Raw genomic sequence first — 19,013 nt, forward strand, 5'->3', positions numbered from 1 at the left:
CGGTGGCGGGCGGGACCGACCTCTACATGGGCACCGCGGCCCTCTCCGAGCGCGACTACGTCCACGAGGCGATCGACAAGGCCGACCTGATCATCGCCATCGGCCACGACACGATCGAGAAGCCGCCGTTCTTCATGGGCCAGGCCGACCAGAAGGTCGTGCACATCGGCTACATGCCGGCCAACGTCGAGCAGGTGTACTATCCGGATGCCGAGGTGGTGGGCGACCTCGGCCCGACGCTGAAGCTCCTGGCCGACAAGCTCGACGGCAAGCTCACGAACGCGGGCGCGCTGCTGCACCTGCGCGAGCACATCCTCGGCCACATCGCCGACCGGGCCGGCGAGGACCGCTTCCCGGTGACACCGCAGCGCCTCGTGCGCGACGTGCGCCGGGTGATCCCGGAGGACGGGATCGTGTGCCTCGACAACGGCATGTACAAGATCTGGTTCGCCCGGAACTACCGCACCTACGTCGCCAACACGCTGCTCCTCGACAACGCGCTGGCCACGATGGGCGCGGGCCTGCCCTCGGCCATGATGGCGGCGATGCTCTACCCGAAGCGGCGCGTGATGGCCGTCTGCGGCGACGGCGGGTTCATGATGAACAGCCAGGAGATGGAGACCGCCGTCCGGCTGAAGCTCAACCTCGTGGTGCTGGTGCTCGACGACTCGGCCTACGGGATGATCCGCTGGAAGCAGGCGGTCGACAAGTTCGCCGATTACGGCATGACCTTCAGCAACCCGGACTTCGTCCTCTACGCCAAGTCGTACGGTGCGACCGGCCACCGGGTCGAGTCGGTCAACGACCTCGTGCCGACGCTGGACCGGGCCTTCGCGGCGGGCGGGGTGCACCTCGTGGCGGTGCCGATCGACTACTCGGAGAACACCCGCGTGCTGGTCGACGAGCTGCGCGCCAAGGTGAAGGATTTCGAGCCGGCCGAGTGAGGCCGGTTTCGCAGATGGTCGGCACGCAAGACAGGGCAGCGCGATGAACCCGTTCACCTTCCAGACCACGCCGAACGTGCTGTTCGAGGCCGGCGCCGCGAAGAAGCTGCCGGAGATCGTCGGCAGCTTCGGGGCCAAGCGCGTCCTCCTCGTCACCGACAAGGGCGTGCGCGGCGCCGGCCTCACCCAGGCCGCCGAGGCGGCCCTGGCCGCCGCGGGCGTCACCCTCGACGTCTACGAGGACGTGGTCGCCGACCCGCCCTCGACGGTGATCGAGGCGGCGGCCAAGCGCGCCCGCGAGCTCGGGACTGACCTCGTCCTGTCGATCGGCGGCGGCTCGGCGCTCGATACCGCCAAGCTGGTGGCCTACCTCGCCAAGTCCGACGAGCCGCTGGATTCGATCTACGGCGTCGGCCTCGCCAAGGGCGACCGCCTGCCGCTGATCCTGGTGCCGACCACGGCCGGCACCGGCTCGGAGGTGACGCCGATCTCGATCGTCACGACGCCGACCACCGAGAAGAAGGGCGTCGTCGCGCCGAAGCTCCTGCCCGACTGGGCGGTGCTCGACCCGGAGCTGACGCTGGGCCTGCCGTCGCACGTCACCGCGGCGACCGGCATCGACGCCATGGTCCACGCCATCGAGGCCTTCACCAGCAAGAACAAGAAGAACCCGATCTCCGACCAGCTCGCCAAGCAGGCCCTGGCGCTGCTCTCGGCCAACATCCGGACCGCCTGCACGGACGGGAAGAACCTCGAGGCGCGCTCCGGCATGCTGCTCGGCTCGATGCTGGCCGGCATGGCCTTCGCCAACGCGCCGGTGGCGGCGGTGCACGCCCTCGCCTACCCGGTCGGCGCGATCTTCCACGTGCCGCACGGGCTCTCGAACGCCCTGGTGCTGATGGGGGTGATGCGCTTCAACCTCTCGCACGCTGAAGGACTCTACGCTGAGCTCGCTCCGATCCTCGACCCCGCGGCCGCCGACCTGCCGCGGCCCGAGGCCGCCAAGCGCTTCGTGGAGAGCCTCGACGCGATCTGCCGCGACTGCAAGGTTCCGGCCTCGCTCGCCGAGGTCGGCGTCGCCCGGCAGGACCTGGAGCGCATGGCCACCGATGCGATGAAGCAGACGCGGCTCCTCGTGAACAACCCGCGCGAGGTCACCTACGACGACGCCTTCGCGATCTACGCCGAGGCGCTGGGAGAGGCGCGGCCGGCGGCGTGAGCATGACGACGGCGGTGATGCTGGGGCTGTCGCCCGATCAGTCCAGCCCACACCGTCATCGCGAGCGCAGCGAAGCGACCCAGGGAGACGCGCCGTCGTTGAGCATGGCGCTGCTGGATTGCTTCGCTTCGCTCGCAGAGACGGCGGGTTCGAAGACTTCAGCCCTGAGGCTGTGAGGAGAAACGCCAGCATGGACCAGTTCGACGCGTTCCGGGCGATGAGCGAGTTCTGGACGCGGGCCGGTGCGGGCTTCTTCACCCCGGGCGCCGGGCAGTCCGCGCCCGGGTTCGGCTGGCCGGCCTTCCCGGGCGGCGACCTCGCGGATCTCGCCGCGGCGCAGGCCAAGCTGACCGAGGCCTGGACCGCCGCCAGCGCCCTCTCGCAGACGTTGACGCGCTCGCTCCAGGGCGGCCCCGGCGCGCCGGACCCGACCGCCGGAGCGGTGCTCGCCCGGATCTTCGATCCGCAGGCCTGGCTCGGCGGCTCGGCCGAGTTCGACGCCGCCCTCACCCGCATGGCCGAGGGGCCGCAACTCGCCGACCTGTGGCAGACCGAGCGGCGCTACGCGGCGCTGTTCACCGCCTGGGCGAGCCTGCGGCGGGCGCAGAGCGAGCATCAGGCCGTGATGCTGCAGGCCTGGACGCGGGCGGCCGGGACCTTCGCGAAGGAGGCCAATGCCCGCGCCGAAAACGGCGAGAGCTTCGCCTCCGCCCGCGAGATGATGAGCCGGTGGATCGAGACCGCCAACGCGGTCCTCCTGGAGGTCCAGCGCTCCGACGCGTTCCTGGCCTCGCAGCGGGCGGTCCTGCGGGCCTCCACGGACCTCCGGCTCGCCCAGCAGGACGTCGCGGCCTTCCTGTCCGAGTTCTACGGCCAGCCGACCCGGGCCGAGCTCGACGACGTCCACAAGAGCCTGACCGAGCTGCGCCGGGAAGTCCGGGCGCTCCGCCGCGAGCGTCGGCAGGCCGGCAAGACCGCGAGAGCCGGCGGTTCACGGGTCGGGGAGGACGCCCATGGCTGATCAGGAGAAGCCGAAGGGGCCGGCCGCCCCGCTGAATCTCACCCCGGCCGCGTTGCTGGCCGAGGTCGGCACCCTCGGCCGCCGCATCAGCGAGGGCGCCAGGCTGTTCGCCGATGTCAGCGACGCCGATGTCGAGATCGCCACCACGCCGAAGGATCTGGTCTGGAGCCAGGACAAGGTCAGCCTCTACCGCTACCGGCCGCTCGCCGAGAGCAAGGGCCTGCCGCCGGTGCTGATCGTCTACGGGCTGATCGGCCGCTACACGATGGCCGACCTGCAGGAGGACCGCTCGCTCGTCCGCAACCTCCTGAATCTCGGCCTCGACCTCTACGTGGTCGACTGGGGCAATCCGGGCCGGGCCGACCGCTACGTCACCATCGACGATTACGTGGACGGCTACCTCGCCGAGTGCGTCGCCTTCATCCAGGAGGCGGCCGGGCGGGAGAGGATCAGCCTGCTCGGCATCTGCGAGGGCGGCGTCTTCACCACCTGCTACGCGGCGCTCTACCCCGAGACCGTCAACGCGATGGTGCTGACCATCACGCCGATCGATTTCCACGCCGACACGCGGGAGAACCGGGCCGGCCACGGCTTCATCAACGTCTGGACCCGCTCGCTCACGCCCGAGGATGTCGACCGGCTGATCGAGGCGCAGGGGTCGCTGCCCGGCGCCTTCATGGGCTCGGTGTTCTCGATGATGACGCCGATGCGCACCATGACGAAGTACAACCTCGACCTGCTCGACGCCCTCGACGACAAGAAGAAGTTCCTGAACTTCCTCCGGATGGAGAAGTGGATCGCCGACCGTCCGGACCATCCCGGCGAGGCCGCCAAGCAGTGGCTGAAGGACCTCTACCAGGACAACAAGCTGGTCGAGAGCGCCTTCGAGCTCGGCGGCCGGCGGGTGGACCTGAAGGCCATCACCTGCCCGGTGCTGAACGTCTTCGCTCAGGACGACCACATCATCCCGCCGGCCACCTCGCAGGCGCTGAAGGACAGGATCGGCACCACCGACTACACCGAGATGGGGCTGCCCGGCGGCCATGTCGGCGTCTTCGTCGGCGGCAAGGCACAGAAGCTGCTGGGCTCCGGCATCGCCGACTGGCTCGGCAAGCGGGGGTAGGATGTCTGCCCGACGGTCCTCGATGAGCGCGACGCCCCTCCCCTCCCACCTCTGCCGGGACGGCCACTGGATACGCACATCGTGCGCGGCGCCGTGGCGGCAGGATCGAGCGCGGGTTCCCTCTCCCGTGCGGGAGAGGGACAGGGTGAGGGATCAGGTTGGTCCGGAGAAGCCGCGCCATGCACGCGCTTCGACGGCGCGCTCCATCCTGAAGCTTCTCGTCCCTAACCCCGACCCTCTCCCGCACGGGAGAGGGGGCGTGTCGCGGTCTGTCACCAACGCCAGCGATCGATCCAGTCCGGCGGACATCATAGCCTCCCTGCGCGGGAGGCGAACCGCATCCCGGGCGCCGAGGACCACCCGATGGGCAGCCTGAAGAACAAGATCGTCAGCGCCGACGAGGCCGCCGCCATCCTGCAGGACGGCGACATGGTCGCGGTCTCGGGCTTCGTCGGGATCGGCACGCCCGACGAGCTGATCCTGGCGCTCGCCCGCCGCTTCGAATCCGGCAACGGCCCGCACGGGATCGGCCTGATGTTCGCCGCCGCCCCCGGCGACGGCAAGGAGCGCGGCCTCAACAAGCTCGCGATCCCGGGCCTCGTCCGCCGCGTCGTCGGCGGCCACTGGGCGCTCGTGCCGAAGCTCGGCGCCATGGCGGTGGCGGGCGAGATCGAGGCCTACAACCTGCCGCTCGGCGTGGTCTCGCACCTCTACCGCGAGATCGCCGCCCACACGCCGGGCCACATCACCAAGGTGGGCCTGCGCACCTTCGTCGACCCACGCTTGGAGGGCGGCAAGCTCAACGCCGTGACGCAGGAAGACCTCGTCAGCGTGGTCGAGCTCGGCGGCGAATCCTGGCTCCACTACAAGGCCTTCCCGGTCAACGTCGCGCTGATCCGCGGCACCACGGCCGACCCCGCCGGCAACATCACCATGGAGCGCGAGGCGCTCACCCTCGACAACCTCGCCGCCGCCATGGCGGCGAAGAATTCCGGCGGTTTCGTCATCGCCCAGGTCGAGCGGCTGGCCGAGGCCGGCTCGCTCAACCCGCGCGAGGTGCAGGTGCCCGGCGTGCTGGTCGATTGCGTGGTGCTCAGCACGCCCGAGAACCACCGCCAGACCTACGGCACGCCCTACAACCACGCCTTCACGGGCCGCCAGCGCGTGCCGCTCGACCGGATCGCCCCGATGGCGCTCGACACCCGCAAGGTCATCGCCCGGCGCTGCGCCTTCGAGCTCCCGCCCGGCGGCGTGGTCAATCTCGGCATCGGCATGCCCGAGGGCGTCGCGGCGGTCGCCGCCGAGGAGCGGGTGCTCAAGTACCTGACGCTCACCGCCGAGCCGGGCGTGATCGGCGGCCTGCCGCAGGGCGGACTGGATTTCGGCGCCGCCCTCAACCCGGCCGCCGTGCTGCACCAGAACCAGCAGTTCGATTTCTACGACGGCGGCGGCCTCGATCTCGCCTGCCTGGGCCTCGCCCAGTGCGACGCCGAGGGCAACGTCAACGTCAGCCGGTTCGGCAAGAAGCTCGCGGGCGCGGGCGGGTTCATCAACATCTCGCAGAACGCCAAGAGCCTCGTCTTCGCCGGCACCTTCACGGCCGACGGCCTCAAGGTGGCGGTGGAGGACGGCGGCATCCGGATCCTCAGCGAGGGCCGCTCGCGGAAATTCATCGCCGCGGTCGAGCAGGTGACCTTCTCGGGGGCCTACGCGGCCGAGCGCGGCCAGCCGGTGCTCTACGTGACCGAGCGCTGCGTGTTCCGCCGGACGCGGGCCGGCATGGAGCTGGTCGAGGTCGCGCCGGGCATCGACATCGCGCGCGACATCCTCGGCCAGATGGGCTTCACCCCGATCGTGCAGGATCCGCAGCCGATGGATCCGCGCCTGTTCCGCGAGTCCGTGATGGCGCTGGAGCCCTGGCTGCTGGGCCTCTCGCTGTCGGAGCGGATCAGCTACGACCCGGAGCGCAACATCCTGTTCTCGAACCTCGAGGGCTTCCAGGTCCGGACCATCGACGACGTCGAGCTGGTGCGCCGCGAATACGAGCGCGCCTGCCAGGAGATCGGCCGCAAGGTCCACCTGATCGCCAATTACGACGGGTTCGAGATCGACCCGACGGTGAGCGACGCCTACTTCTCGGCGATCGCCTATCTCGAAAACCGCTATTACGAGACCGCGTCCCGGTATACCACGAGCGCGTTCTTGCGATTGAAACTCGGCGCCTCGTTGGCGAGCCGTGACCTGGCTCCCCATGTCTTCGAGACAAAAGCCGAGGCGCAGGCGAGGAATACGGCCCAGAGCGTGCCTCTCAAGCCGCGGCCCGGCATGTCCCAGCCCGACATGCCGCGGCCGCCGAAGGAACCGTTGGATGCCTGAGTTCGAGACCCCCACCCTGAAGGACCGCGCCCTGCTGGTCGATGCCTGCCTGATCGGCGGCGCATGGTCGAAGGCCGGTTCCGGCAGCATCGACGTCACCAACCCGGCGACCGGCGCGCTGATCGCCAAGGTGCCGAATGCCGGCGCCGACGAGACCCGGCAGGCGATCAAGGCGGCGCACGAGGCCTACCCGCCGTGGCGCGCCAAGACCGCCAACGAGCGCGCCGTGCTGCTGCGCAAGCTCGCGGCGCTCGTGACCGAGCATCAGGAGGATCTGGCGCAGATCCTCACCGCCGAGCAGGGCAAGTCGCTGACCGAGTCCCGCGGCGAGGTCGCCATGTCGGCCGCCTACGTGCTGTGGTTCGCCGAAGAGGCGCGCCGCGTCTACGGCGACGTGGTCCCCTCCCCCTGGGGCGACCGCAAGATCCTCGTCACCAAGGAGCCGGTCGGCGTCGTGGCGGCGATCACGCCGTGGAACTTCCCGTCCTCGATGATCGCCCGCAAGATCGCCCCGGCTCTGGCCGCCGGCTGCCCGATCGTGATCAAGCCCGCCTCGCAGACGCCGCTCTCGGGCCTCGCCTGGGGCGTGCTGTGCGAGCGCGCCGGCTTCCCGGCCGGCACGGTCTCGATCCTCACCGGCTCGGCCCGGGCGATCGGCGCCGAGATGACCGGCAACCCGCTCGTCAAGAAGATCACGTTCACGGGCTCCACCGAGGTCGGCAAGGTGCTGCTGGAGCAGGCCGCCCACACGGTGAAGAAGGTCTCGATGGAGCTGGGCGGCAACGCGCCCTTCATCGTGTTCGACGACGCCGACCTCGACAAGGCGGTGGCCGGCGCGATGCTCGCCAAGTACCGCAATTCCGGCCAGACCTGCATCTGCACCAACCGGTTCCTGGTGCAGGACGGGATCTACGACGCCTTCGCGGAGAAGATGGCCGAGGCGGCCAACCGCCTGAAGGTCGGCAACGGCGTCGAGGACGGCGTCGCCCAGGGGCCGCTGATCGACATGGCCGCGGTGGAGAAGACCGAGGCCCATATCCGCGACGCCGTGGAGAAGGGCGGTCGGGTGGTGGCGGGCGGCCATCGCCACGCGCTGGGCGGCCAGTTCTTCGAGCCGACGGTGATCACCGGCGCCACCCCCGCCATGGCGGTGGCCCGGGAAGAGACCTTCGGGCCGCTGGCGCCTCTGTTCCGCTTCCGCGACGAGGCGGAGGCGATCCGCATGGCGAACGACACCGAGTACGGGCTCGCCTGCTACTTCTACACCCGCGACCTCGGCCGCACCTTCCGGGTGGCGGAGGCGCTGGAATACGGCATGGTCGGGATCAACGAGGGGATCATCACCACCGAGGTGGCGCCCTTCGGCGGTGTGAAGGAATCGGGACTCGGCCGCGAGGGCTCGTATCAGGGCATCGAGGATTACCTGAACACCAAGTACCTGTGCGTGGGCGGCCTCGGCGCGTAGGGCCGGGGCACACGCCGGTCCGGATCGGGACCTGACGGGTTCTCCCTCCCCCCGCGCAGGCGGGAGGGAGAACCGGCGGGGCCTACTTCCCGCTCGGCGCAGCGCCGCTGCCCGTGGCGCCGTTGCCCGAGCTGCTGCCGGCGGGGGCGCCGGGCGTGCTGACCCGCGGGCCGCCGCTGGTGCCGGGCGCCATGCCGGCGCCGGTAGACCCGGTGCTCTCCATGGAGCCGGTCCCCGTCCCGGTGCCGCCGACCGCGCCGGACTTGTTGACGTTGCCCTGGTTGGCGCCGCCGGTCTGCGGCGCCTGGGCCAGCGCCGCCCCGGACGTGGCGAGTACCAATGACGTGGCGAGGGCGAGGATCGTCTTCGACATGGGGCCTCCTGACAGGTCGTTGGGCTGTGGTGTGAGGCCAACCCGGGCGCGCCCGGATGGTTCGGTCGCGCCTTCAGCGGGCGCGCGCCTCGCGCCACGCCGTCCAGGGCCAGCGCAGGGCCTCCCCGCCGGCCGCCGGCGCGATCGAGACCGTCGCGGTCCGGCCGCTCACCAGCCGCGGGTCTGCCGTGCCGCCGTCGAGGCTGATCCGCACCGGGATGCGCTGGGCGAGGCGCACCCACGAGAAGGTCGGGTTCACGTTCGCGAGCAGGTTGGAGGCGTCGCTGCGGCCGGTCTCGCCGATGCCGCCGGCGATGCTGGCGACGTGGCCGCGGAGCGCCCCGTCCTCGCCCATGAGCTCGACGGTCACGGGCGCGCCGACGCGGATCCGCGGCAGCTTCGTCTCCTCGAAGTAGCCCTCGACCCGGACGGTGTCGCTGTCGATCAGCGCCATCACGCCGCGACCCGTGGTGACGTAGGCGCCCGGCCGCAGCTCCATGTTGGTGATCCGGCCGTTGACCGGGGCGCGCACCGCCGAGCGCTCCAGGTTGAGCTTGGCGAGGTCGCGATCCGCCAGGCCCTGCTCGTAGGCGGCCCGTGCCGACAGGTCGGCCGCCTTGGCGGCCTCGACCCGCTGCTGCGACACCGCCGCGTCGGAGAGCCTGCTGTAGCGGGCGTAGTCGGCCGCCTCCTGCTCGGCGGTCGCCTTGCGGCCCTCCACCATCGCCTCCGCCTGCCGCAGCCCCAGGCGGAACCGGTCCGGATCGATCCGGAACAGGATGTCGCCCTTCCGCACGACCTGATTGTCCTCCACCAGCACCTCGGTGACGAGGCCGGAGACGTCGGGGGCCACCGCCACCACGTCGGCGCGCACGCGCCCGTCCCGGGTCCAGGGGGCGTCCATGTAATAGTCCCACAGGCCGAGGCCGACGATCAGCGCCGCGGCGACCATGCCGAGGGTGACCAGGAGGCGGCCGAGGGCGGAGAACAGGGCGGTCATGGCAGGGTCCGGTGGGCGAGGGTCACGACGCCGCCGAGCAGGACGACGTAGAGGGCGAGGTCGAAGAGCGGTCGGCGCCAGACGAGGCGGTAGAGGCCGGTCGCCGCGAGCAGGCGGCGCAGCGGCAGGCCGAGGGCGAAGGCCAGCGCCATCCAGAGGGCGAGGCCCGGCACGAACACGCCGCAGAGGTCGATCTCGCCCATCATGCCGCCATCTCCCGGTGGTCCAGGGCGGGCGCCGCCCGGTAGGCCGGCGCGTCGGCGAAGAGCCCGCGGCGCAGGCCGGTGAGGCCGATCAGGGCGGCGCGCCGCTCCGGCGACGGGGCCGCGCCCGCGACGGCGTCGAGCGCCTCGTCCAGCGCCGCGAGCAGCGCCGCGTCCGGCCGGTCGGTCCGGCCGCGCAGCTGGCGCGCCGCCAGCGCGAGGACCCGGTCGACGGTGCTGCGGGCCGGGCCCGTCAGCCGCCGGCGCACCCGGCGGACCTCCACGAGGTTGATGCCCACCCGGACATCGGCCAGCAGGTCGCCCACGGAGGCGGACGTGTCCGCGGGCAGGCTCGCCAGCCGCGGCGCGATCAGGCCGACGCGGTCGAGCATGAGGGCCGCGAGTTCGAGCCCGTGGCCGGTGCCGCGCCCGTCCGCGGCGGCCGCGAGGCTGCGCCGGTTGATCCCGATCAGCCGCCGCGCGCTCCAGCCGGCGCCGACCGAGCGGATCACCCGGGTCACCGCGGCGGCGATCCACATGCCCACCACCGAGGCGATCACCCCGTTGGCGAAGGGCGCGAAGTCCCCGCTGTAGCCGTTCTGGAGGGCCAGCAGGGTCGCGCCGTTCAGCGCCGCGCCCATGCCCATCGGGGCGGTGCGCGGCTGCGTCATCATCAGGCCGCACAGGATCAGGGCCGGTGCGAGCGCGAGCGCCAGCATCTCGAAGGAGGTGGCGAGCGGCAGCACGGCGAACAGGTAGAGGCCCGCGCCCAGGGCGCCGACGATCGCCGAGTTGGCGAAGCTCAGGATCTGCGGCGCGGGATCGTCCTGCGCGGCGAACAGGCAGCAGGCGACCGCGCCCATCATCGGCGCCGCGGACCCGTCCGGCCAGCCGGTGGCGATCCAGATGGTGCAGCAGGCGAGCAGGCCCGCGAACACCCCGAAGGCCGAGAACGCGGCCAGCCCGTGGTCCCGGTGGCGGATCGACCGGACGCGGGCCGTGTAGGCGAAGGCGAGTGGCGCGCGGGGCGCGGTGCCGGCCGCGAGGTGGCCGCGCAGTGCCCGCAGATCCTGGCGCAGGTCGATGACGTCGCGCAGGCGCGCCGCGAGGCTCGCGAGGAGGAGCGTGTTCCAGCCCGGCGCTCGGCCGAGGGCGGGCTCGAACCCGTCGATCCGGTCGCGCAGCTGCGCGGCGCGATCCGGATCGTCGACCTCGTCGGCGAGCCAGGCGATGAGGTCCGACAGGAAGGCCCGGACCCGCGCCGGAACAGCGCCGGCTTGCTCGAGGGCGGCGACGCGGCCCGCCACGGCGGCGACGATCGGCAGGACCATCAGCATGTGCTGACGGAGGGGCGCGAAGGCCTCGGCGGCGCGCTCCGCGCCCGTCGCCTCGTTGCGCAGGGCGAGGCCGAGGGCGTCGAGGCCGATCGCGTCCGAGGCGAGGCGCAGGCGCCGGCCCTGGCTCGGCCCGGCGGCCTCCGGCGCGCGGGCGGCCGCGAGGGCGCTCCGGATCCAGGCCCGGGCCTCCGCCGACCAGTCGTTCAGCCGTCCGACGATGAGCGGGGCCGCCGATTGCGGCAGGATCAGCGTGGCGGCGAGGCTGGCGCAGACGATACCGAGGGAGATCTCCTCGGCCCGCGCCACCGCCGTGTCGAAGATCGCCCCGGGATCGTCGACGGCGGGGAAACCGATCAGCGCCGCCGTGTAGCCGGCGAGCATCGGCAGGTAGCTCGCGGGGGTCCGGTCGAGGAGGGAGACGTAGAGGCAGAGCGCGACCCAGAGCGCCACCGCGAGGCTCAGCAGGAGCGGCGCGTTCACGAGGTTCGGCACCAGCACGACGCTGACCGCCGCGCCGAGCACGGTGCCGCAGACCCGGTACGCGGCCTTCGCGCGCGTCGCGCCGGAGAGGACCTGGCTGGTGATGTAGACGGTGCCGAGGGCCCAGTAGGGCCGCGGCAGGTCGATCCAGAGCGCGAGGTACAGGGCGAGCATCGCCGCCGCGTAGGTCTTCAGCGCGAAGGCCCAGTCGCGCCATCCGGGGAGGGTCACGGCACCGGCTCCGGCTCGGGCGCGGCCCCGACGGCGGCGCGGCTCCGGTGGCAGCCGGTGGTCAGGAGGGCGTGGGTGTCGATCTGCTGCAGTCGCCCGCGCGTCGTCGGACCATCGATGCCGGTCACAACCTGATCCACCGTCGCGAGGAGCCGGCGAGGTCACCGGATCAATCGGCTCGCACGCCGATAGATAGCCTCATATCGATCTCGATTGAGGGATGCCGCGAGGGGGTCAGGGCTGCGCCAGAAGAATGAGTCGACCAATAACTTGGGTTTGTTCTGCGGCGGGCGCATATGATCCGGTCGCTGCACGGGGCGCGTCCGGACGCGCTGCCGCGGTCGCGGCGATCCCCGAGCCGCAGGCCGGATCCCGCGATCGCGTCGTCAGGCCGAGTGGCTGTTGTGGATCTGGTCGAAGTCGAGGGACGCCGTGTCGATCACGATCTGCGTGCGGCTGATGACCTCGAGCTTGCGCAGGATCTCCGAGACGTGCGCCTTCACGGTCGAATCGCCGACCTGGAGCTCGTGGGCGATCTGCTTGTTGAGCTTGCCCTGACGGATCATCATCAGGACCCGCAATTGCTGCGGCGTCAGCCGGGCGAGGCGCTCGGCCAGCGGCGCCTTCTTGGACCGGGGCGCGGGCGCGCCCGCCTCGGCGAGCCCGGGCGGCAGGAACAGTGCCCCGCTCATCACCTCGGTGATCGCCCGGGTGAGCGTCGCCTTGTCCATGGCCTTGGGGACGAAGCCCGCCGCCCCGTGCTGCAGGGTCTCGCGGACGATGCGCGGATCCTCGTGGCCGGAGACGATCAGGATCGGGATGCGCGGGAAGCTCGCCCGGATGGTGATCAGCCCGTCGAAGCCGGTCACGCCGCGCATGGACAGGTCGAGGAGCGTCAGGTCGATGCCGCGGTTCGCGGCGAGCACCGCGCAGGCCGCCTCGATCCCGTCGGCCTCGTGCAGCACCGCGTCCGGGTTTGCGAGCCGGATCGTGGCCGCCAGGGCGTCGCGGAACAGCGGGTGGTCATCGACGATCAGGAGATGCACGGAGACCTCGGTCCTTCGCTCGAGATCCTCACAGGATCCGCCGAATACGCGGGCGGGAGGTCCGAAGGTGATCGATGCGGCCCCGGGGCGCAAGCGGGTGTTGAGACGACAGCCCGGCCCCGGGACCTGGGCGTGCCGGCCCGCGGGGGCCGGCACGCTTTCGGTTGCGGGCCCTCAGCGCGACGCCACCGTCTTCGGCAGCTTGAACGCCCAGAAGCTGCCGCCCTGGTTGATGCCGGCCGTCGACTTGGCGACCTCGCCGCCCCAGAGCGGGACCGCGCCGCCCCAGCCGGCCGCGACGCCGACCCACTGCTCGCCGTCCTGCTCCCAGGTGATCGGCGAGGAGACCACGCCGGTCCCGACCTGGAACTTCCAGACCTCCTCGCCGGTCTTGGCGTCGAAGGCCTTCAGGAAGCCCTCCGGTGTGCCGGTGAAGACGAGGTTGCCCGCCGTGGTGAGCACGCCGGCCCAGAGCGGGGCCTTGTTCTTGTACTCCCACACGACCTTGCCGGAGGCCGGGTCGATCGCCTTGAGCGAGCCGATATGGTCGTCGAAGACCGGCTTGATGGTGAAGCCGGCGCCGAGGTAGGCGGCACCCTTCTTGTAGTTCACCGGCTCGTTCCAGATATCCATGCCCCACTCGTTGGAGGGCACGTAGAACAGCTTGGTGTCGGGGCTGTAGCCGATCGGCATCCAGTTCTTGCCGCCGAGGAAGCTCGGCACCGCGAAGACCGACTTGCCCTTCTTGTCGTCGCCGGTCGCCTTGCTCGGGTCGCCGGGGCGGTTCTCCTCGTTGTAGATCGGGCGGCCGTTCTCATCGATGCCCTTGGCCCAGTTGATCTTCTCGACGAACGGCGTCGCCGAGATGAACTTCCCGTTGGTCCGGTCGAGGACGTAGAAGAAGCCGTTGCGGTCGGCGGTGGCGCCGGCCTTGATGGTCTTGCCGCCCTTGTTCAGGTCGAACGGCACGAACTCGTTGACGCCGTCGAAGTCCCAGCCGTCGTGCGGGGTGGTCTGGAAGCCCCAGACGATTTCGCCGTTGTCGGGGTTGAGGGCGAGTCGCGAGGAGGTCCACTTGTTGTCGCCCGGCCGGAGCCAGGAGTTCCACGGGCCGGGGTTGCCGGTGCCGAAGTAGATCAGGTTGGTCTCGGGATCGTAGGTGCCGCCGAGCCACGTGGCGCCGCCGCCGAACTTCCACATGTCGCCAGGCCAGCTCTCGTTGACCTTGCCGGTCATGGTCGAGGGCTTGCCGTTGAGCTCGCCCATGTGGCCCTCTATGACGGGCCGCTTCCACACGACCTCGCCGGTCTCGGCGTCGCGGGCCTCGATGCGCCCGATCACGCCGAACTCGCCGCCCGACACGCCGGTGATGATCTTGCCCTTCACGATGATCGGGGCGGCCGTGTAGCTGTAGCCGGCCTTGAAGTCGTCGATCTCCTTCCGCCAGACCACCTTGCCGGTCTTGGTGTTGAGCGCGACGAGCTTGGCGTCGAGCGTGCCGAAATAGACGTTGTCCTTGTAGAGCGCGGCGCCGCGGTTCACGACGTCGCAGCAGGGCAGGATGCCCTCCGGCAGGCGGGCGTCGTACTCCCACTTCTTCTCGCCGCTGCGGGAATCGATCGCGTACATGCGCGAGTACGAGCCCGTGACGTAGATGATGCCGTCCTTGACCAGCGCCTGGCTCTCCTGGCCGCGCTGCTTCTCGCCGCCGAACGAGAACGACCACGCCGGGACGAGGCCCTTGATGTTGTCGCGGTTGAGCGTCTTCAGCGGGCTGAAGCGCTGGGCCTGCGGGCCGAGGCCGTAGGTGACCACGTCGCCGGGCGTCTTGGCGTCGTTGATGATGTCCTGCTCGGTGACCCCCTGGGCCATGGCCGGCAGGGCGCCGCCCGCCACGAGGGCGGCGACGCCCACCGCGGCGAGGAACCGGGTCCGCATTCTCATGACGTGTCCTCCGTGGTCGGCCCCGGTCCGTGTGGCCGGGGCATCCGGGTTTCGACGCGGGCCGCACGAGTCGCGGGGCGCCCCCTTGGAGGACGAAGCTATCGAGCTTCTCAGGAAAGTCTTATTGGCCATTGGTCCAATAAGGCCACTCTGCGGACCGGTGAATTCAATGTATTCGTCGAGATCGGCGCTCGGATTTGCGCGAATCCGAGGGAGGTCTCGTTCGGGAGGTCTCGTTCGGGAGGTCTGATGTTCGCTGTTACCGTCATCGCGAGCGCAGCGAAGCGACCCAGGGCAGCACAGCATCCCACGATGGCGCGCTGTCTGGATCGCTTCGCTGCGCTCGCGATGACGGATGCGCTCAATACCCCTTCGGCGGCGCGTAGGTGACGCCGTAGCTCTCGCAGATCGCCCTGAGCCGACCCTCCGCGTTCAGTGCCGTGATCGCGTCCCCGACCGCGTAGGCGAGGTCGCGGGAATCGATCCTCACCGCGCCGCCGATCTCCCAGCGGGTCTTCACCAGCCCCGTCGACGGGACCGTGGCGATCGGGTTGTCGTCCTTCGGGGCCTTCGCGGCGGACAGCGCCGCCTCGATCGCCGCGCGGCTCCCGGCCAGGATCGGCGCCTCGCCGGCGAGGTAGGCCTTCGCGGCCTCCTCGAAGCTCCTGTAATGCTTCAGGTTCGGGCGGAAGCGGCCGCCCTGGGCGGTCAGCAGCATCAGGTCGGCGGCGCCCGTGCCCTCCAGCGCGACGCTCCGGTCGCCGATGTCGTCGAGACTGTCGAAGCCGTCCAGCGCGCCCTTGCGGTACGCGAAGGCGATCTCCTGCTCGAAATACGGCGCCGTGAAGAACACCTGCTCGTTGCGCAGGGCGAGCTGCCGGTCGGTCGGCACGTGCAGCATCAGGTCGGCGAGCGGCGTGCCGGCGAGGTCGCCGCGCCAGAGGGTCAGGCGCAGGTCGCCGTCGACGTTCTCGCCGGCGTCGACCACCCGCAGGTCGAGCTTCACCTTGAGCCTGTCGGCGATCGCGCGGGCGAGATCGACGTCGATCCCGCGGGGCTTGCCGGTCTCCTCCCCGGAGAACGGCGCGTTGTCGCCGTAGACCGCCACCCGCAGGGTGCCGTCGGCCACGACCTGGTCCAGGGGGCGCGCGACCGCCTCCGGCTGGAACCGGAGGGCCGCGAGCAGGCCGCAGGCGAGGAGGAGCCGCGCGCTACTCCTCATGCTTCGACTCGATGTAGCTCCGGATCGCCCACAGGCCCTCCTGCGAGATCACACCCTCGAAGGCCGGCATCTTGGTCACGCCGTTGATGACGGCGCCGTGCTTCATGCGCTCGACGAAGTACTCGTCGCCCTCCTTGCCCTGCGGCAGGTAGCGCAGGTCCGGGGCGAGTCCGCCGGAGATCATCTCCAGGCCGTGGCAGCGGGCGCAGTTCTGGTTGAAGCCCGAGGCGCCGATCGCGATGGCGTGCTTGTCGTCCTTGTAGGGGTTCTCGGCGACCCACTCGGCGCCCAGCGGCTTGAGGCCGTCGGTGTTGACCGGCTGGGGCTGGACATCGCCGTGCCCGAGGGCGCCGCCGGCGGCCAGGGCCAGTCCCAGCGCCGCGAGCACGCCGCCCGCCGCCGTCTTCATCGTGCGCATCCGCCCCTCCCGTCGTCGTTGCACGACGGTTAGCAAGTACCGGGCGGCGGACCCATTATGCTTTGGTACGGATCGGCCAGATTAGCGCCATCGACGACTTGTGTTGCACTGCATCAAACCCGGTTTGTGCACCTTGGTCTAATATCGGAGGGCGCAACTCCGCTCCTAGACTCCCGGCCAAAGACGAGCGCCGCGGGGCTGGAGGAGACGGGCGGGGATGGTGTCCTCCGGTGCGCGGCGGCCCGGGATGCGCGGCGGGCCATGGGCCGGCCTGCCGCGCGCCGTCGTGCTGGCGGCCGTGGCGGCCATGGCGACCCTGGCGCCGGTCGCGCAGGGGCGGGCCGCGCCCGCGCCGGCAGGCCCGCCCCTGACGATCCGCTACCTGGAGCGGCGGGTCGAGCGGCCGGCGCCGCTGAACAACGAGGACCCGATCCCCGACGACGAGGGCGCCAAGGGCGCGGAACTCGGCCTGCGCGATTCCAACGCCACCGGCCGGTTCCTCGGCCTCGGCTTCGACCTCGGCACCACGATCGTCGAGCCGGGCGCCGACATCCGCCAAGCTTTCCGGGACCTCGCCGACCGGCGCTTCGTGGTGCTCAACGCCCCGGCCGCCGACGTCCTCGCCCTGGCCGACCTGCCGGAGGCGAAGGGCAGCGTGCTCCTCAACATCGGCGCCCCGGACACGCGCCTGCGCGACGCCGATTGCCGAAGGAACCTGCTCCACGTCCTGCCGTCCCGCGCCATGCTGGCCGACGCGCTGGTGCAGTTCCTGGCGTTCAAGCGCTGGTCCCGGATCCTGCTGGTCACCGGTCCGGCGCCGGGCGACGCGCTCTTCGCCGAGGCGTTGCGGCGCAGCGCGAGGAAGTTCGGCGCGCGGATCGTCGCCGAGTCGCGCTACGACCCGCAGGGCGGCGACGTCCGCGACACGGCCCTGCGCGAGTTCGCCCTGCCGACCCGCGGGCCCGAGCACGACGTGGTCGCGGTGGCCGACGAGGCCGGCGCGTTCGGCGCGAGCCTCAACTACAACACCGCCTCGCCCCGGCCCCTCGTCGGCACGCAGGGCCTCGCGCCGGCCGCCTGGGGGCGGCCCGTCGAGGCCTGGGCCGCCGTCCAGCTCCAGGGGCGGTTCCGGAAGCTCGCCGGCCGCGCCATGCGGCCCGTCGACTGGGCCGGCTGGATGGCGGTGCACGCCGTCGGCGAGGCGGCCGTGAAGGCGCGCAGCACCGACCCCGCGACGGTCCGCGCCGCCCTGACGGCGCCCGGCTTCGAGATCGGCGGCTTCAAGGGCCGCCCCCTGAGCTTCCGCGCCTGGGACGGGCAGCTGCGCCAGCCGGTCTTCCTGCTCTGGCCCGGGGCCGTCACCGCGACGGCGCCGATCGAGGGCTTCCTCCACCACCGCACGGAACTCGACACGCTCGGCCTCGACGCGCCCGAGAGTGCCTGCCGCGCCTTCTCGGGGACGTCAGAATGACCCGGCTCGCCGCCCTCGCGCTGCTGCTCTGCCTCGCGGGCCCCGCGCGGGCCGAGGAGATCTTCGTCTCGAACGAGCGCGACAACACCGTCTCAGTGATCGACGGCGACAGCCTGGAGGTGCTGCGCACCTTCCCGGTCGGCCGTCGGCCCCGCGGGCTGACCTTCTCGCGCGACGGGCGGTCGCTCTACGTCTGCGCCAGCGATTCCGACGCCGTGCAGGTGATCGACCCGGAGACCGGGCAGGTCCGGCACGACCTGCCCTCGGGCGAGGATCCGGAGCAGTTCGCCCTGGCGCCGGACGGGCGCACCCTGTTCATCGCCAACGAGGAGAACGCCACCACCACGGTGGTGGACGCGCAGACGCGCAAGGTTCTGGCGCAGATCGACGTCGGCATCGAGCCGGAGGGCGTCGCGGTCAGCCCGGACGGGCGCACGGCCGTCACGACCTCCGAGACGACCAACATGGTCCACTGGATCGACACGCAGACCCTCGCGGCCGTGGACGCGACGCCGGTCGGGCAGCGACCGCGCTTCGCCGCCTTCACGGCCGACGGGTCCCGGCTGTGGGCGTCCTCGGAGATCGGCGGCACCGTGTCGGTGATCGACGTCGCCACCCGCGCGGTGATCGCGACGATCGAGTTCGCCGTGAAGGGGATCGCGGCCGACCGGATCCAGCCGGTGGGCATCCAGATGGCCAAGGACGGGCGCCACGCCTTCGTGGCGCTGGGGCCGTCCGACCGGGTCGCCGTGGTGGATACCGCGACCTACCGGGTGGAGAGCTACATCCTGGTCGGCCGCCGGGTCTGGCAGCTCGCGCTCAACGCCGCGGGCACGCGGCTCTTCACCACCAACGGCGTCTCCGGCGACGTGACGGTGATCGACGCCGCGACGTTCCGGCCGATCAAGACCGTGAAGGTCGGCCGCTTCCCCTGGGGCGCGGCGGCGCGGCCGATGCCTTCGGCGCAGGCGACGGACGAGCGCGCCGCCGGTGCGGTGCCGTGACTCGTCCGCAGTCCGGAGCGCGGGTCCCCTCTCCCGTTCGGGAGAGGGACAGGGTGAGGGATCAGGGCGGGTCGGACGAGGCGCGAGGCGACCGCGGGTCGAGACCCTGCTCCATCCTGAAACTCCTCGTCCCTCA

18 protein-coding genes are annotated in these 19,013 nt (G+C 71.3%); 9 read left to right on the top strand and 9 right to left on the bottom strand.

The window, feature by feature from the left end:
* The 7 genes from ACLBYB_RS09050 to ACLBYB_RS09080 all read left to right on the top strand — a co-directional run.
* The coding region (locus tag ACLBYB_RS09050) for a thiamine pyrophosphate-dependent enzyme (RefSeq protein ID WP_447698571.1) at positions 1 to 944 on the top strand (944 nt) is incomplete at its 5' end.
* Positions 945 to 987: 43 nt separating this feature from the next.
* Positions 988 to 2,163: an iron-containing alcohol dehydrogenase gene (locus ACLBYB_RS09055; RefSeq protein WP_447698572.1), complete on the top strand. Its 1,176-nt coding sequence runs from the start codon at positions 988 to 990 to the stop codon at positions 2,161 to 2,163.
* On the top strand, positions 2,160 to 2,339 hold the full coding sequence (locus ACLBYB_RS09060) for a hypothetical protein (RefSeq protein WP_447698573.1): 180 nt from the start codon (positions 2,160 to 2,162) through the stop codon (positions 2,337 to 2,339). The genes ACLBYB_RS09055 and ACLBYB_RS09060 overlap by 4 nt, the downstream gene beginning before the upstream one ends.
* Positions 2,340 to 2,353: 14 nt before the next feature.
* Positions 2,354 to 3,184 (top strand): poly(R)-hydroxyalkanoic acid synthase subunit PhaE, encoded by an 831-nt coding sequence (locus ACLBYB_RS09065; protein WP_331299021.1) that lies wholly within the window; start codon positions 2,354 to 2,356, stop codon positions 3,182 to 3,184.
* A complete protein-coding gene (gene phaC, locus ACLBYB_RS09070; RefSeq protein WP_447698574.1) occupies positions 3,177 to 4,307 on the top strand; it encodes a class III poly(R)-hydroxyalkanoic acid synthase subunit PhaC in 1,131 nt (376 codons plus the stop codon). The genes ACLBYB_RS09065 and phaC overlap by 8 nt, the downstream gene beginning before the upstream one ends.
* Before the next feature lie 363 nt (positions 4,308 to 4,670).
* Complete coding sequence (locus ACLBYB_RS09075) at positions 4,671 to 6,683, top strand: acyl CoA:acetate/3-ketoacid CoA transferase (RefSeq protein WP_447698575.1); 2,013 nt, start codon at positions 4,671 to 4,673, stop codon at positions 6,681 to 6,683.
* The gene (locus ACLBYB_RS09080; RefSeq protein WP_447698576.1) at positions 6,676 to 8,148 is read left to right on the top strand and encodes an NAD-dependent succinate-semialdehyde dehydrogenase; all 1,473 of its coding nucleotides are present in this window, start codon (positions 6,676 to 6,678) and stop codon (positions 8,146 to 8,148) included. Before ACLBYB_RS09075 ends, ACLBYB_RS09080 begins: the two co-directional genes overlap by 8 nt.
* Positions 8,149 to 8,230: 82 nt before the next feature.
* Here ACLBYB_RS09080 and ACLBYB_RS09085 read toward each other — a convergent pair whose 3' ends face one another.
* The 9 genes from ACLBYB_RS09085 to pedF all read right to left on the bottom strand — a co-directional run bounded on the left by ACLBYB_RS09085 (position 8,231) and on the right by pedF (position 16,402).
* Positions 8,231 to 8,521 carry a hypothetical protein gene (locus tag ACLBYB_RS09085; RefSeq protein WP_091676543.1) on the bottom strand — a complete coding sequence of 97 codons (291 nt, stop codon included), beginning with the start codon at positions 8,519 to 8,521 and terminating at the stop codon, positions 8,231 to 8,233.
* 73 nt (positions 8,522 to 8,594) lie between these two features.
* Positions 8,595 to 9,521 carry an efflux RND transporter periplasmic adaptor subunit gene (locus tag ACLBYB_RS09090; RefSeq protein WP_447698577.1) on the bottom strand — a complete coding sequence of 309 codons (927 nt, stop codon included), beginning with the start codon at positions 9,519 to 9,521 and terminating at the stop codon, positions 8,595 to 8,597.
* On the bottom strand, positions 9,518 to 9,727 hold the full coding sequence (locus tag ACLBYB_RS09095) for a DUF1656 domain-containing protein (protein WP_447698578.1): 210 nt from the start codon (positions 9,725 to 9,727) through the stop codon (positions 9,518 to 9,520). The genes ACLBYB_RS09090 and ACLBYB_RS09095 overlap by 4 nt, the downstream gene beginning before the upstream one ends.
* Positions 9,724 to 11,772 carry an FUSC family protein gene (locus tag ACLBYB_RS09100; protein WP_447698579.1) on the bottom strand — a complete coding sequence of 683 codons (2,049 nt, stop codon included), beginning with the start codon at positions 11,770 to 11,772 and terminating at the stop codon, positions 9,724 to 9,726. The genes ACLBYB_RS09095 and ACLBYB_RS09100 overlap by 4 nt, the downstream gene beginning before the upstream one ends.
* Positions 11,769 to 11,900, bottom strand: a complete 132-nt coding sequence (locus ACLBYB_RS09105) for a hypothetical protein (RefSeq protein WP_447698580.1) — start codon at positions 11,898 to 11,900, stop codon at positions 11,769 to 11,771. Before ACLBYB_RS09105 ends, ACLBYB_RS09100 begins: the two co-directional genes overlap by 4 nt.
* A gap of 258 nt (positions 11,901 to 12,158) precedes the next feature.
* Positions 12,159 to 12,818, bottom strand: coding sequence for a response regulator (locus ACLBYB_RS09110; protein ID WP_447698581.1), 660 nt, complete (start codon positions 12,816 to 12,818; stop codon positions 12,159 to 12,161).
* Between the two features lie 174 nt (positions 12,819 to 12,992).
* Positions 12,993 to 14,762 carry a PQQ-dependent methanol/ethanol family dehydrogenase gene (locus ACLBYB_RS09115; protein ID WP_056527719.1) on the bottom strand — a complete coding sequence of 590 codons (1,770 nt, stop codon included), beginning with the start codon at positions 14,760 to 14,762 and terminating at the stop codon, positions 12,993 to 12,995.
* Between the two features lie 361 nt (positions 14,763 to 15,123).
* Positions 15,124 to 15,984 carry a substrate-binding periplasmic protein gene (locus ACLBYB_RS09120; RefSeq protein WP_447698582.1) on the bottom strand — a complete coding sequence of 287 codons (861 nt, stop codon included), beginning with the start codon at positions 15,982 to 15,984 and terminating at the stop codon, positions 15,124 to 15,126.
* Positions 15,974 to 16,402, bottom strand: coding sequence for a cytochrome c-550 PedF (gene pedF, locus ACLBYB_RS09125; protein ID WP_234082757.1), 429 nt, complete (start codon positions 16,400 to 16,402; stop codon positions 15,974 to 15,976). Before pedF ends, ACLBYB_RS09120 begins: the two co-directional genes overlap by 11 nt.
* Before the next feature lie 217 nt (positions 16,403 to 16,619).
* Here pedF and ACLBYB_RS09130 point away from each other — a divergent pair, with 217 nt between their 5' ends.
* On the top strand, positions 16,620 to 17,873 hold the full coding sequence (locus tag ACLBYB_RS09130; RefSeq protein WP_447698583.1) for an ABC transporter substrate-binding protein: 1,254 nt from the start codon (positions 16,620 to 16,622) through the stop codon (positions 17,871 to 17,873).
* Entirely contained in the window at positions 17,870 to 18,877 is a 1,008-nt protein-coding gene (locus ACLBYB_RS09135) for a YVTN family beta-propeller repeat protein (RefSeq protein WP_447698584.1), read from the top strand. The genes ACLBYB_RS09130 and ACLBYB_RS09135 overlap by 4 nt, the downstream gene beginning before the upstream one ends.
* Positions 18,878 to 19,013: the final 136 nt, after the last annotated feature.

It is taken from the genome of Methylobacterium sp. D54C (assembly GCF_053345595.1).

Excerpts from the sequence above, each read along its gene's own strand:
- ACLBYB_RS09055 (WP_447698572.1), top strand. The coding sequence starts at position 988 with ATGAACCCGTTCACCTTCCAGACCACGCCGAACGTGCTGTTCGAGGCC.
- ACLBYB_RS09065 (WP_331299021.1), top strand. The coding sequence starts at position 2,354 with ATGGACCAGTTCGACGCGTTCCGGGCGATGAGCGAGTTCTGGACGCGG.
- phaC (WP_447698574.1), top strand. The coding sequence starts at position 3,177 with ATGGCTGATCAGGAGAAGCCGAAGGGGCCGGCCGCCCCGCTGAATCTC.
- ACLBYB_RS09075 (WP_447698575.1), top strand. The coding sequence starts at position 4,671 with ATGGGCAGCCTGAAGAACAAGATCGTCAGCGCCGACGAGGCCGCCGCC.
- ACLBYB_RS09080 (WP_447698576.1), top strand. The coding sequence starts at position 6,676 with ATGCCTGAGTTCGAGACCCCCACCCTGAAGGACCGCGCCCTGCTGGTC.
- ACLBYB_RS09085 (WP_091676543.1), bottom strand. The coding sequence starts at position 8,521 with ATGTCGAAGACGATCCTCGCCCTCGCCACGTCATTGGTACTCGCCACG.
- ACLBYB_RS09090 (WP_447698577.1), bottom strand. The coding sequence starts at position 9,521 with ATGACCGCCCTGTTCTCCGCCCTCGGCCGCCTCCTGGTCACCCTCGGC.
- ACLBYB_RS09095 (WP_447698578.1), bottom strand. The coding sequence starts at position 9,727 with ATGATGGGCGAGATCGACCTCTGCGGCGTGTTCGTGCCGGGCCTCGCC.
- ACLBYB_RS09115 (WP_056527719.1), bottom strand. The coding sequence starts at position 14,762 with ATGAGAATGCGGACCCGGTTCCTCGCCGCGGTGGGCGTCGCCGCCCTC.
- ACLBYB_RS09120 (WP_447698582.1), bottom strand. The coding sequence starts at position 15,984 with ATGAGGAGTAGCGCGCGGCTCCTCCTCGCCTGCGGCCTGCTCGCGGCC.
- pedF (WP_234082757.1), bottom strand. The coding sequence starts at position 16,402 with ATGCGCACGATGAAGACGGCGGCGGGCGGCGTGCTCGCGGCGCTGGGA.
- ACLBYB_RS09130 (WP_447698583.1), top strand. The coding sequence starts at position 16,620 with ATGGTGTCCTCCGGTGCGCGGCGGCCCGGGATGCGCGGCGGGCCATGG.
- ACLBYB_RS09135 (WP_447698584.1), top strand. The coding sequence starts at position 17,870 with ATGACCCGGCTCGCCGCCCTCGCGCTGCTGCTCTGCCTCGCGGGCCCC.